This is a genomic window from Polaribacter sp., assembly GCF_039939415.1.
Taxonomy (GTDB): domain Bacteria; phylum Bacteroidota; class Bacteroidia; order Flavobacteriales; family Flavobacteriaceae; genus Polaribacter.
Genome location: NZ_JBDVJE010000076.1, coordinates 1 through 14493 on the forward strand (window position 1 = coordinate 1; position 14493 = coordinate 14493).

Below are 14493 nucleotides of genomic sequence, written 5' to 3' on the forward strand. Positions count from 1 at the left end.
AAAATAATTGATTTACAGTTGTTTATTAATACGTAATTGTATTATATAAAAAAACCTCTTTGTACTTAGTGCAAAGAGGTTTTTGGTTATGTACTAAAACTTGCTTAGATACCTAATGCTTGTCCACCACCAACTTGAATAGTTTCAGCAGTTAAGAAGGCAGAATCTTTACCAGCTAAGAAAGAAACAACACCTGCTACATCTTCAGGTTGTCCTAATCTACCTAACATAATGCTGTTTGCCCAAGAAGCAAATACTTCTGGCTTAGTAGATTTAATTTGAGCGTGAAAAGGAGTATCAATAGTACCAGGTGATACTGCGTTTACTCTAATTCCATATTCTGCTAAATCTTTTGCTAATGCTCTTGTAATTGCATGAACTCCTGCTTTAGAAGTACCATATATACCAGCTCCAGGTCCACCTGCATTCCAACCTGCGTTAGAAGTATAGTTAATTATTGAAGGATAGTCACTTTTCTTAAGAAAAGGAATTGCAGCTCTAGAAGCAAAAAATACAGAATCAAGGTTTAAAGCCATCACAAATCTGTAAAATTCAGTTGTCATTTCTTCAAAACGAGATCTACCACCTAATCCACCTGCATTGTTTACTAATACGTCTATCTGACCATATTTTTCACCAATAGCAGTAATGTTTTTAGTTACAGCGTCATCACTAGTAACGTCAAACCCAATGTATTCTGCTTCAATTCCTTCAGCAGTTAATTCTTCAACTCTTTTAGCTCCTTGTTCATCTTCAATACCGTTTAAAACTACAGTATATCCATCTTGCCCTAATCTTTTTGCTACTTGAAATCCAATTCCACCAGTAGCACCTGTAATAACAGCTACTTTTTTACTCATTTTGTTTATTTATTTTTGTTTTTATTTTTTGTTATTAATCTTCAACAGATTTTATATCTTTTGCAAAGTAATAGATTGCTCCAACACCTAATGGAACAAAAATTGCTATTGTAATAAATATTGGTGTATAAGATACTTTTGCAACTATTGGAATGATAAAGTTCATAATAATTACAGAGAACACACCTACCATACCAGCAAGACCTGCTAATGAACCAACAGATTTTCCACTGAAAAAGTCACTTGGCATTGTTTGTACATTACTAATTGCAAATTGGAAACCAAATAGTACGAAAAATACTACTGCAACAAATACTTCTGCAGAATCTGCAAATAATACAGTAGCAATAAGACCTGCCAACATAATGATACCTCCAATTAATATTGTTGTTTTTCTACCTTTATCTATAGAGTTTGTTTTTGCAATAATTTTACCAGAAACATATCCTCCAGCAACACTACCAATTGCAGCACCTACATAAGGAACCCAAGCAAACATACCTACTTCTTTTACATTAAATCCATATACATCAAATAAGTATATTGGCATCCAACCTACAAATAACCACCATATTGGTTCTAAGAAAAAACGACCTATAACTACAGACCAAGATTCTTTATGAGAAAGAATTTCTTTTAAAGTTTTACCTTTAGTATCTTCAGTAGCATTTTGATCTGCTAAACTTTGACCTTCAAGAATATATTTTTGTTCTTCAGCAGTAATCCAAGGGTGTTTTTTTGGTCCTGCTTTATTTATTAATAACCAAGGAATGATCCACAAGATTCCAAATGAACCTACTACCATAAAAGTAGTTCTCCAACCAAAAGCAACAAATAAAGCTGCAATAAATGGAGGTGCAATTACAGAACCAATTGAAGCTCCTGCATTAAATAATCCTTGAGCAATTGCACGTTCTTTAATAGGAAACCATTCAGCATTACTTTTTACACCACCTGGCCAGTTACCAGCTTCAGATAAACCTAAAGTAGTTCTAAAAAATGCTAAAGAGAAGAATCCTCTAATTGTTGAATGAAGGAAAGAAGATAATCCCCAAACACCAATACTTATTACATAACCAAGTCTAGTACCTACTTTATCAAATAGTTTTCCAGAGAAAAGTTGACCTAATGCATAGGCTACCATAAATATATTTAAAATGTAACTATAATGGTCTTTTGTTAATTCTAACGATTGCGCAATTGAACCTTCTACATTTTCATTACCCCACATAATGGCTAATGCACTTCTGTCAATATAGTTTATTACTGTGGCTAAAAATATCAGCCCAATTATAAACCATCTTAATCCTTTTACTTTCATTTTATTCGGTTTTAGATGTTTAATAGTTAATGTTAATTTTTAATTTTAAGAACATATTTTTAATACATGAAATAATAGTATTATATCAAATTTAAAAATAAATTGGTTTACCAAATTGGTTTACCAAAGATATGTTTTTTTCTTAAATAAATAGGTAGATTGTTGATTAATTATAAATACCTGTTATTAGGTGAGGTACTAATTAAAATAAGTGTTAATTTTATGGTGTATTTATTATGAATTAAAGATAATTAGCAATAAATAATTTGAATTCTGTATAGAATTTTGTTTTTGTAAAAAAGTAAAAAAAATACTATAGAAGCTTTTTAAGTGTCATTTATTCTATGTTGTAGCAGTAGTTGTATAGTTCTTTAAAATGATCTTTCATTTTTTGTTTTGCCAATTGAGGCTTTTTATTTTTTATTGCATCAAATATTGCTTGATGATCAATAATTCCTCTTTGAGATAACCCTGCATCACAAACGTGGTGTTTTTGAAAATTAGTTATAATTTCTGGAGTGATGATTAACATGAAAGTATTCATAGTGCTATTACCACTTGCTTTTGCAATAGCTAAATGAAATAATAAATCTTCTTGAATTGCGTCTTCTTTATTGTCTACTTTTTCTTTATAAGCTTGAAGCGCTTCTTCTAGTTTAATTAAGTCGTCTTCAGTTCTTCTTAAAGCAGCTAATCTTGCTGTTTTTAATTCTAATAAAATTCTAGTTTCAACAAGCGATTTAAATTCAGGTTCTTGCAATCTTAAAATATCTTCAATCATACCATTCATTGCAGTTGCACCTATATTTGCAACGAATGTTCCACTTTGTGGGATAGATTTTAAAATGCCATAAAATTCTAACTTTTGTATTGCTTCTCTAACATTACTCCTAGATACTTCAAACTTTTCAGATAACATTCTTTCTGAGGGTAGTTTGTCTCCGGTTTCTAAGTTTTTTAAGATTATTAAGTCTCTTATTTTAGAGATGATTTCTTTTTGAACATCAGAATTTTCGGATTTAGTTAGGATCTCTAATTTCATGTTTAGGTTAGTTTTAGTTAATTTAAGTTGGCTAAGATAATTTATTTTAAATAGTTAATAATTAATAAAATACACACATTATTAAAAAGCATTAGAAATAATGTGTGTATTTGTTTAAAAATATTATCTAAAAACCAGATGTTTTTATTGAAATATCATCTAGATATACTTCACTATCAGAGTTGATATCATTAAAAGGTACTGCATAAAAAACAGAAGTAGAAGAAGTAGCAGTGTATGTAAATGTGTATTCTTGATATGTATTGTTATTACCTGATACAACAAATACGGTATCGCTGTTTCCTGATAAATCATTTTCATCGGCAACTTCATTGTTAAGCATATAAATAGTAAAGTCATCTGTAGTTTCTGTTCTAACAAACATAGAAATAGTATATTCTACTCCAGCTTCTACTTTAAAAGGTTGATATGCTCTACGAATGTTTGAGTCGAATTTTAATGCATAAACACCCGTATTTTCAGTTGTTGTGATTCCTGCAGCCTTAAACTTAGAACTTCCTGATTCTTCAAGTGACTGATTATCCCAAGTATAAGGACTTGTTGATCCGTCTTTTAATGTATTAGGTGGATCTAACTCCCATGCATCATTATTATCATTTTTGTCTCCAGTAAATTCATCAATAGAACCATTTAAAATAACGGCTTCAAAACTAGCTACAATAGCTGGGTCAACAACACTAACTGTTTGTTCTAATGTTGTCGAATCTCCAAAACTACTTGTTGCAGTAAGTGTAACTATATAATCACCTTCAGCAGAATATGTTTTTGTAGGTTCAGTATCTGTAGAAGTTGTATTATCTCCAAAATCCCAAACATAACTAACTGCGTTTGTAGATGCATTTGTAAAAGTGTAAGTTAACCAATCTTTACTATCTACAGCAAAAGAAAAATCTACAACTGGAGCATTAGGGTTAATAACTTCAATAGTTTTTTCAACAGTATCAGGATCTGATGAACCATTAGAGACTGTTAAGGATACTGTGTATTTACCTGCTTGTGAAAATGTATTTGTAGGCTCTGCTTCGTTAGAAACATTTCCATCACCAAAATCCCATGCATAGGTTGAAGCATTTGTTGATCTATCTGTAAAACTATATATTCTAAAATCATTCACATCAACAGTCTCTGAAAATGCTGCTATTGCTGATGGTGTTATATCAATTATTTCTTCAGTATTATCAGTGCTGTCAGTACATGAGACTAGTACCGATAACGTTAGCAAAAAAAGAACTTTAGTAATTCCTTTTTTATATAAGCTTTTTATTGTTCTTAATTTCATAATTTATATATTATTTATCTTTAAAAAATTCAATTTGAGAAAAACTCATCCATTGACTTGTACGTGTGTCACCTGTTTCATTAAACCTTCCAAAACCAACTAATTTAACATATCTAGCTTTTACAGGAACATTAAATATTTTTACTTGAAATTCAGAAGAAGCTATTTGCGAAAGCATTATATCACCTGATTCAGGAATTACTTTAGTAAAATCTGCATCTGTTGTACCTCCAGTAGAAGTCCATATTTGATATCCATAAGGGTCTGATTTTACATTAGTTGTAAATTGAATGACTCTTAAATCATATTCTGAAGATAAATCGTAAATTACATATTCACCATCTGATTTATAATCGCCTGCTGGTACATCTTGATCTTCTGCAGTCCAAAGTGTTCCTCCATTTTTATCTAAAGTATTTGATGGAAATGCATCTTTTGATTCTTGAAAAGAAGAAAAGCTATGTATTGTTACAGGTTCACCAGCATCACCAGTGTTTATTAAATCATAGAATTGATTAAGATCACCTAATGGTGTACCATTGTCTAAAATTGTAACACTTTTAGTATATACATCAGTAAGTCCGTTAGAATCTGACACCTCAAGAGTTACTTGATAACTAGCACTAACTGGTGGATAAGAATGTTCTTTAGGTTCAAACTCAGTTGAAGTTTCTGTACCATCACCAAAATCCCAAACATAACCACTAGCACTTATTGATTCATTTGCAAAATTTACTTTATTCCATTCATCATCTTGTCCTACAACAGCACCAAAAAAAGCTGTTGGTGGTTTTAAATCTTCTTTAGAATTAGCTTCTGCTAATTCATAAGAGACATCACATGAGATTAATAATACTAGCATTAATGATAAAACAATCTTTGGTAAGATGTTTATAATCTCTATTTTTTTATTATTAATATTTTTCATTTTTTTTTAATTTAGTTAAAATAAAAACAGAAAAGTTTCTATCTCCAATTAATATTTTGAATTAAAGCTGGTTCTCCATTAGTTGTAAGAGGACTTAGATTAATTTCTCTTAGCGGTATTGGTAAAGTTACTTCAAAAGAATTAAAATTATATCCACTTGCTTCTGCAAAAGCAGATAAAACTTCAGTAGCAACACCAAAACGTTTTAAATCAAACATTCTTTTGTTTTCCGAGAAGAATTCATATCTTCTTTCAGCAATTAACTCTTCTTTTGTAACACTTGTTACAGCAGTTAAACCTGCTCTAGTTCTAATTTTGTTATAATTATCTCCCCAAGTTCCGCCTAAACTAACCTGATTTGATGTTCCTAGATTTGCTTCTGCATATAACATAACTACATCTGCATATCTTAATACAATAAAATCTTTACCTGCTTGTTCATCATCAGAACTATTTGTAGTATGTTTTGCTGTTTGATACTTGTCCTCAGTGTCATCATCATCAATATTGAAAAGTGCACGGTTTGAACCTCCAAAATTTAATAATTTTGCATGTAAATCAGTAGTTAAATAATTTAATCCACTTGAGTTACCTGTTGCAGCAAATTCTGCTGAATAATTCTGGCTATCATTTGCTGCATCATTTGCAAAACCTATTGCAAAAATAATTTCATCATTTAATTCATTTGCTGGATCAAAAATATCTTTATAGTTATCTAATAATGCATAATTAGTAGAAACTTGATCTAGATGAACTAGAGCTTCTGAATAATCGGGATTATCTATAGTCATATAAACCAATGCTAAAAAAGTATGTGCAGCACTTTTAGAAGCTCTAGATTTATAGGTGTCATCTAATCCTTGAGTTGCAATTAAAAAATCTTCTATGATTAAATTATATATTTTATTTTCTGAAACTCTTGTGAATTGAATTGCTTTTTCATCATCTGATAATACATGGTCTACTAAGGGTAGCCCAAGATTTTCAATATCTTCACCATACATACGTATTAAATTAAAATATGCATAAGCTCTTAAAAATCTTGCTTCTGCTTCAATTTTAGTAAATGAAGCTTCATTTTCAAGGGTTTTTAACGCATCTAAAACTACATTAGATAAATATATTACTCTAAACATACTTGAGTAATAATTGGCTGATATACCATTGTTAGCTTCTACTGAAAAGTTTTCAAATTGACCTGCATCTGCAGAATCATCTGCATCTGGAGATCTAGTATTAGCGTTGTCTGATAACATTTCAGTTACATAAAACTCTACTTGTACACCTCTATTATCATTTAATTGTGTAGAGTTTACACCTTGAATTGCATCATATATTGCAATTAAACCTAGTTCTAATTCTTCAGTTGTTTTGTAAAAATCTTCTGTTTTTATTGCTGAATCAGGGTCTGGATCTAGAAAATCTGAACATGAATAAAGTATAAAACTTAAAAATCCGATTATTATATATTTTGAATATTTCATTATTTTGTTGTTTTAAAAATCAATATTAACACCTATAGAAAGTGTACTATAAATTGGAGAACCTCCTCTTTGGTAACCATATTGAGTAGGACTTGTTTTATCTAAAGCTTCAGGATTCCATCCTGTGTAATCATCTGCTGTTAGGTATAATAAGTTTTGACCTGTTGCATAAATCTTTAAATTAGTAATTCCTTTTAATTTTGCAATAACACTTTCTGGTAGGTTATACCCTAGGTTAACATTTCTTAAAGCAATATAAGATGCATCTTGTATAATACTATTTGTGTAAATTTTTTCTACAATAAATTCACTATCTACTGTATTTTTTACTTGATCAAAAGCAGTATGATTAAACATATACTGGTCTGCAATGTTTCTTACTTCTGCACCATGACTTCCTTGGAACATAAATGAAAAGTTGATGTTACCATAATTAAACTCGTTAGAGAAACTCCAAACGATTTGAGGATAAGGATTTCCTAATTCTGTTTTATCTTCTTCATCTAAAACTCCATCTCCATTTAAATCTTTAACATAAACTACACCTGTTTCTTGACCTACATGTCTATAAAAATTACTAGAGCTAAATTCTTCTAAAGGGACTTCTTTATCTACTACATAACCATAAAAAGAAGAAATAGGTTGTCCAACTGTATTAATCCATTCTGTAGGTCTTTTATTATCTATAGTAGTAATTTGCCCATTTGAATCTGCAAAATCAACTAAAGTATTCTCGTTTGTAGTAAGTAAGAAAGTAGAGTTCCATTTAAAGTTTTCTGAAATAATATTCTTAGTTCTTAACTCAAACTCCCAACCTTGATTTTTTACTTTACCAATATTGCTTAAAGAATTAGAAAATCCAGAAGTAGAAGAAATTGGGTTGTTTAATAGCAACTGATCACTTGTTCTTTGATACCAATCTACTGAACCTGAAATTCTATTATAAAATAAGCCAAAATCAATACCAGGATTTATTTCAATTAATCTTTCCCATTTTAATTCAGGATTACCAATATTTACAGGAGAATAACCAGAAGTAATAGTTCCTTCTTCAACATAACTTACATTAGATATTAAATCTAAACTTGGGTAGTAATCAACTAAAATATTACCTGTACTTAACTGAGAAGTACTTCCTTGTGCATCTGCATCAACACTTCCAGTATTTAACCTGTCATTACCTGTTACACCATAACTAGCTCTAAATTTTAATTTAGAGATTACATCTATATCTTCTAAGAAGTCTTCTTTATCAATATTCCAACCTATAGATACTGCAGGGAAGTTACCATATTTGTAATTAGATCCAAATATAGAACTACCATCTCTTCTTAGACTCATACTTAGCAAGTACTTATCATCGTATGCGTAATTAAATCTTGATACAAATGAAAGACTTCTTTTTGACCACTCAAATCCTTGTGCATTTGATGCAATAGGTGCATTTGACAATTGTTGTATTTTATCATTTACAATTCCTAAACCTCTTATTGAAGAATAAAAATAGTTTCTTTTTTCTACAGAATTACCTAAGGTAACACTAACATCATGTTTACCAAATTCTTTATTGTAATTTAAGAAGTTATCTAAAATAAAATACTGATCTCTTTGAGTAATTTCATCAATATATGCATCAGAAGTTTCTCTACGAGCTAAAGTTCCTAAATAATCTTTACGTTGAGTATCTTGCATAGAAACTGATAATGAAGACTTAAATTGTAAGCCATCCATAATTTTGTATTTCCCATAAACATTACTAAATAATTTAAATTTATTATCTGTTCTTTCTCTTTCAACTACTCTTGCATAAGGATTTTGATTACTTGAGTTTCCTAAATTACTAGTAAGTTCTTCAGAGTAAACTCCATCACCATCAAGATCTGTAAATTCAAAATGACGCATTTGCGCATAATCTCCTACTTTTACATCTGCATAAGATCCATTAGGGTCAATAAAATTAAGGGTTTGCTCTGTATGATAAATAGGCAACCAAGGCATATGTCTAGCAACATTGTGAATGTTTTCAGAAAATCTGTTTCTGATAGTGAAACTAGGAGAAAAGTTAATCCCGGCAGAAAGTTTTTTACTGATTTTAAAATCTATTTTTGCTCTACCTCCAAATTTCTCATAATTATCTAATAATAAAACACCTTCATCATTAGCGTAATTTAAACTAGTTGCATATTTAATACTATTATTTCCACCTCTAATAGAAAGTGAATGATTTGTAATAACACCACTTTCAATAAATACATCTTGCCAACTACGATCTGTACCTGTAGATAATCCGAATTTAGTATAATCTGATAATTCAAGCCCTAAATCTTGTTGTTTTTTAGCCCAACTAGCAACTGTTTGACCATAAGCATCACTTTTTCTACCAGTTTTAACACCTGTATAAGTAGAATAATTAATTCTTGTTTTACCTTCAATACCAGATTTCATTGTGATCATGATAATACCATTAGATCCTTTAGAACCAAAGATTGATGATGATGCAGCATCTTTTAAAACTTCAAATGATTCAACATCATTCATATTTAAAGATCCTAAAAAGTCTGAATCAACAATAACACCATCTACAACTATTAATGGAGTTGAATCACCTGCCATAGAACCTGTACCTCTAATTGTAATTGTTGGAGCAGCTCCTGCTTCACCATCAGTTGCCTGAATATTAACACCAGAAACTTGACCAATTAAAGCGTCATCTACTCTTGCCACGGCTACTTCATCTAAAGATTCATTTACTACTTTAGAAATTGCACCAGTTAAATGAGATTTTTTCTGTGTTCCATAACCAACAACTACAATTTCATCTAAAACATTAGAATCTTCTTCTAAGCCTACGTTAATTGTTTTTTGATTTGTAAAGGTTATTTTTTTGGTTTTAAAACCTAAATAAGAAAACTGAAGCACGTCTCCAGATTTAACTTTAAGTTTATAATTACCATCAAAATCAGTACTTGTTCCTCTTGTTGTACCTACAACCATGATGTTGGCACCTAATATAGGTTCTCCATCAGTTATAGATGTAACATTTCCTTTTACTGTAACAACTTCTTGTGCATAATTAGTAGCACTTAAAAGAAGTATTGCAATAAATAATAACTTAATTTTTAAGTTCATTGTTAATTGTTTTGAATTGTTTTACTATTTAAATATTTATTTAGTAGTGTTTCCTATAAAAATTGAAGGTAAATTAACTTCTAAAAAACACTATTATATAATAAAACTGGTTAACCAGTTTGGTTTACCAAATATATATATATTTTAGGTATAAAAAAAATTTTGTTAATTGTTTCATAAAACCTTATCATATAAATCCAAAGAGAAAAATTACAGCATCTGTTATAGTAAACAATAGGTTTATTGTTGTATGTTAGATGGAATTTGTGTTTTATCTTCGAAATTATATAAAAATTATTATTAGGCTTTATCTCCAAAATAAGATGGTCCATCACCAGTTAAGAAATCTTCTCTAACTGGGCTAAATGTGTCAATTAATTGACCTTCTTCTAAACAAACTGCACTATGTAATAAGTTAGGTTCAATATATACACCATCTCCAGCTTCTACAATTTGTTTTACTCCGTCAATTTCAAATTCAAATTTTCCAGAAACACAGTAAGTAGCTTGTGTATGAAAATGTTGATGAGGCGAACCTAATGCTCCTTTTTCAAATTTTACACTTACCATCATAATTTGGTTATCATAACCTAAGAATTTTCTTGATACTCCTCCACCAAGTTCTTCCCATTCTAAGTCTTTTGCGATTACGTATTTTTCGCTAAATCTATTCATTTTTATTTGTTTTAAGATTAATTTAATTATAGTAATAAGAACCTACCCAAGTATAGTTCTTGTTGTTAATTTTAAGTGTATGGTTCTTATCTTTAGAATTATCTTTATTAGAGATAATTAAAATTTTACTTGTGCCTTTTGTTGTTGTAATTGATACAGCAGTATAATTATCTGTATCTATAACAATTTTTAAATCTGAAATACTAGAATAAGCATTTAAAGCAAGTTCTGTAACAGGATTGTAACTTCCATGTGATTCTATCACAGATGCAAAAGTTGTATTTTGAGTGTTTTTTCTTCTAATAATTAATGTAGGGTCTTTTCTTAAATTATAATTTGGGTCATGCGCACCAATTCTACCTAAAATTAATTCATCAGAATTAGTAGCAGTTGAAGTAAGTGTGTAAAATAAATTATTATTTTTCCAAGAAAAAACAGTGTTATTGTCAGATGGTTTTCCTGAAGCTTCTTTCCATAAATGTTGATAACCATTCTTTTTACCTAATGCATTTAATTGATTAAAAGCTGTATAATCAAAATTAGTTTTCATGATGTGGCCTAAATAATAATAAGGTAAATCATATTGGTTTTTACTATTAGATTTAATTTTAAAAAGATCTATTGTAAACGGTCTTTGAAAATCTTCATCTTTAATTAAAGCAAAGGTTCTTAACATTTCTGTTCCTGGATAAGCATTTACTTCTGTGGCACTTATAATTTGAACATTAGGGTTTTTATCATCATAAAAATATAATTCTGAATGATGTTTACTTCCTATAGCAAATTTACCTTGAAAATGATTTTCACCATTAACAGAAAGTGTATTGTGTGCAATTGTTTGTTTTGCCCAAGTTTTATTTTCTTTTAAATAATTTCCTCCACCTTTTTGCTCTATATTAACAAAACGAGCTAAACCATAATCTTGAATAACTTCGTTACCATTTTCATATAAAGAAAAAGATAACTTATCATAATGGCCATGACTAGAACCATGAGAAGCATATTTATAAACTAATTCTAAGTCTTTATTTCTTAAGATACCAACTCCGCCTTCATCTCCATTTTTACCATCAGATAAATTAATTGATTTTTTTTCAAAAGGCTTTTCTAAACCTTCTTTAATTCCTAAAGCAATTGCTAACCCTGTATCATCTAACACAACTCTATCTTGTTTTTTTGCAATACTTAACAATTCTGGATTATTACCTCCATAATGATATGCAATATCTACAGCAGAAACGAGTGCTGCAGTATAATAAGACATTCCTTTTTGCCCATCATTTAGAGGGAAGAAATTTCCGTTTTTGTCAGATAAATTTAAAAGAGCATCTACACCTTTAAGTAAGACTCCATCTTTGTATTCAAATATTTTTAATTCTGGTTTTACATTGTGTAACGCTTCTGCAAAGATTAAAAAAGGATACATTGCATAGCGTTGATAGTAAGGGCCTTCATTGTAATATCCATCAGGAGAAAAAGGTTCATCTAGATTACCAAAAAAACCTAATCTTAAACCTTCAACTTTAATAAAACCACCATCATTATCTCTCATTCCTGTTGTTAAATTATCAGTCTTTAACCCATTTAAAGCATTTTCTAATAATTCATCATTATCCATAACTAAGGCAATCATACCAACAGCAACATTACCCCAAGTGCTATGATTGTGTACTCTATTAAAAAATTGAGGATTACCTTCAGAAATAAATTTAGCAAAAGGAATAAATAAATCGTTTTCTAAAATATCTCTTTCTTCTTTAGATAACCAATCATAAATACAGTCATATGCTTGTGCAGAATATACTAACCAATTAGAATCGTTTAAACATTGCCAAAATAATTTTCCTCTAGCATATGATCTTGTTTGAGGGTGTACAGGTAGTGTAGGGTATAGTTTAGCATATGCAAAAAGCATATCTTTTACATAATTAGCATATTTTTCATCATTTAAAATTTGATATAATACACCTGCTTTTTGAAGTACCACAAAGTTTTTTTTATGGCGTTCATGTGTATAACCACCAGATAAATCTTTTGGTATTGGAACTTGAATGCCTAACTCTATTTCTGCATCAATTTCTGCTTTTGTTTCAGCTAAAGATTTATCAAAAATAGGAACATTACCTAAGTGTTTTCTTATGTTATTTACGCCTTGTTTTGTTAAAATTAATTTTGGGTGAGATCCACTATCAGTATTATTAGTGTTTACTGAGGTGGTGTTACAAGAAATTGTTACAACCAACAATATTAAAAATAGGGTGATTTTTGATACTCTTTTTTTAAATTTCATGTTAGGTATTATAATGTTATATAAAATGAGATTAAAACTGGTTAACCAATTTGGTGTACCAAATATATGTCTATTTGATATTTTTACAAAATATTAACATACAAATTAGAAGTTTTAACTTTTAAAACTGACTTATATCAGTTTTAAGGTATTTTTTTTCTTTTTTTGTATTTATAATTAAAGTTAAAAAAAGTCCATTTAATTAAAAATGGACTTTTTTCTTAAGTGAATAATTCAAACTCTACTCAATAATAATTTTTCTAGATGCAACAAGTTCATCACTCATTACTTTTAAAACGTAAACTCCTTTTGCAAGGTTAGAAACATTTATAGTTTTGTTATTTGTATTTGATGAAGAAATAACTTTCTTACCAATTAAGTTGTAAACTTCCATACCAGTTATTGTTTCGTTTGTAGAAACTGAAATAAAATCATTTGCTGGGTTAGGGTAGATGCTAATTTTTGAAGAGAAAATATCGTTAACTGATGCTGTAGCTCCTAAATTTGTTAATACTAAATTGTCAATTCTAACAGCAGAATCACCATTCATCCATCCTTTGTTCTTGTCAGAATCAGCTTGAGTACCTTCATTGTGAAGATTGTCATCAAATGGACCAACAGCTCTTACAAATATTGCTATGCTAGTTTCAGAACCGGTATCAAAAGATATTTGTGTAATGTCTAAAGTACCATCTGCTGGTGCATAAGTAGTGTAAGAAATTTGGTTGCTTTCGTTTTCTACTGATGCAACTGAATCATAACCAAATCCATCTTGACTTGCTTCTGCTGGAATGTCATATGCAGGAGTATATCCTGAAACATAACCACTTCCTTTTAAAACAACAATTTCAAAATGAGTTGTAGTAGTAGGGTCTTCAGCATAAGTATATTCTAAATCTAAAGTATATGTACTGTTTGCTTCAATAGCAATTTCTTGGTAGATTCCATCAGATTCAAGAGCATCTAATTTTACTACATCACTATCATTTTTAGTTGAAGACTCTCCTTGGTCAGCTAAACTTTTGTTAATCCAACCAGAACACGTACAATCTGAACCAGATGATTTAGCAATTTTATCAAAGGTAGCATTTTGAACTGTTGGTTGTGTTTGTGCAAATAAACCTGCACTTGCTATTAAAGCAATAAAAAGTAATGTTTTTTTCATAATTAAATAAATTTTAAAAAGTTAATTGAATAATTGGTTTACCAATTTGGTTTACCAAAAATACAAATTTATTTTAATTATCAAAATTTTTAGCTGTTAATATTTAAAAAATTGTAGATGAGTAATTTAAAATTGCTTTATCCTTAAGTTTTTACTTTTAAATTAAACTTAGTTGACTTTATAAAAAAATCCTACTAAGAGTTTTTAATTCTTGTAGGATTTTATAGAATAGTTTTTTATTATTTAATACATTAATTTCATTACTAAGTTTTCTTGGGTTTTAATTTTTCCTGAATTAC

The 14493-nt window shown here is 29.4% G+C and carries 10 protein-coding genes; all 10 read right to left on the reverse strand.

What is annotated here, in order from left to right; genetic code table 11:
- Positions 1 to 104: 104 nt before the first annotated feature.
- On the reverse strand, positions 105 to 869 hold the full coding sequence (locus ABJG40_RS12880; protein WP_348025003.1) for an SDR family NAD(P)-dependent oxidoreductase: 765 nt from the start codon (positions 867 to 869) through the stop codon (positions 105 to 107).
- 25 nt (positions 870 to 894) lie between these two features.
- Positions 895 to 2181 (reverse strand): MFS transporter, encoded by a 1287-nt coding sequence (locus tag ABJG40_RS12885; RefSeq protein ID WP_348024994.1) that lies wholly within the window; start codon positions 2179 to 2181, stop codon positions 895 to 897.
- Positions 2182 to 2518: 337 nt separating this feature from the next.
- Positions 2519 to 3223: a FadR/GntR family transcriptional regulator gene (locus ABJG40_RS12890; RefSeq protein WP_348024995.1), complete on the reverse strand. Its 705-nt coding sequence runs from the start codon at positions 3221 to 3223 to the stop codon at positions 2519 to 2521.
- A 127-nt stretch (positions 3224 to 3350) separates the two neighbouring features.
- Positions 3351 to 4523, reverse strand: a complete 1173-nt coding sequence (locus ABJG40_RS12895; RefSeq protein WP_348024996.1) for a PKD domain-containing protein — start codon at positions 4521 to 4523, stop codon at positions 3351 to 3353.
- Between the two features lie 10 nt (positions 4524 to 4533).
- On the reverse strand, positions 4534 to 5451 hold the full coding sequence (locus ABJG40_RS12900) for a PKD domain-containing protein (RefSeq protein WP_348024997.1): 918 nt from the start codon (positions 5449 to 5451) through the stop codon (positions 4534 to 4536).
- 38 nt (positions 5452 to 5489) lie between these two features.
- Positions 5490 to 6935: a RagB/SusD family nutrient uptake outer membrane protein gene (locus tag ABJG40_RS12905; protein ID WP_348024998.1), complete on the reverse strand. Its 1446-nt coding sequence runs from the start codon at positions 6933 to 6935 to the stop codon at positions 5490 to 5492.
- A 12-nt stretch (positions 6936 to 6947) separates the two neighbouring features.
- Positions 6948 to 10064: a TonB-dependent receptor gene (locus ABJG40_RS12910; protein WP_348024999.1), complete on the reverse strand. Its 3117-nt coding sequence runs from the start codon at positions 10062 to 10064 to the stop codon at positions 6948 to 6950.
- A gap of 300 nt (positions 10065 to 10364) precedes the next feature.
- Positions 10365 to 10739 (reverse strand): cupin domain-containing protein, encoded by a 375-nt coding sequence (locus ABJG40_RS12915; protein ID WP_348025000.1) that lies wholly within the window; start codon positions 10737 to 10739, stop codon positions 10365 to 10367.
- 22 nt (positions 10740 to 10761) lie between these two features.
- Positions 10762 to 13029 (reverse strand): alginate lyase family protein, encoded by a 2268-nt coding sequence (locus ABJG40_RS12920; RefSeq protein ID WP_348025001.1) that lies wholly within the window; start codon positions 13027 to 13029, stop codon positions 10762 to 10764.
- A 241-nt stretch (positions 13030 to 13270) separates the two neighbouring features.
- A complete protein-coding gene (locus tag ABJG40_RS12925) occupies positions 13271 to 14194 on the reverse strand; it encodes a T9SS type A sorting domain-containing protein (RefSeq protein WP_348025002.1) in 924 nt (307 codons plus the stop codon).
- Positions 14195 to 14493: the final 299 nt, after the last annotated feature.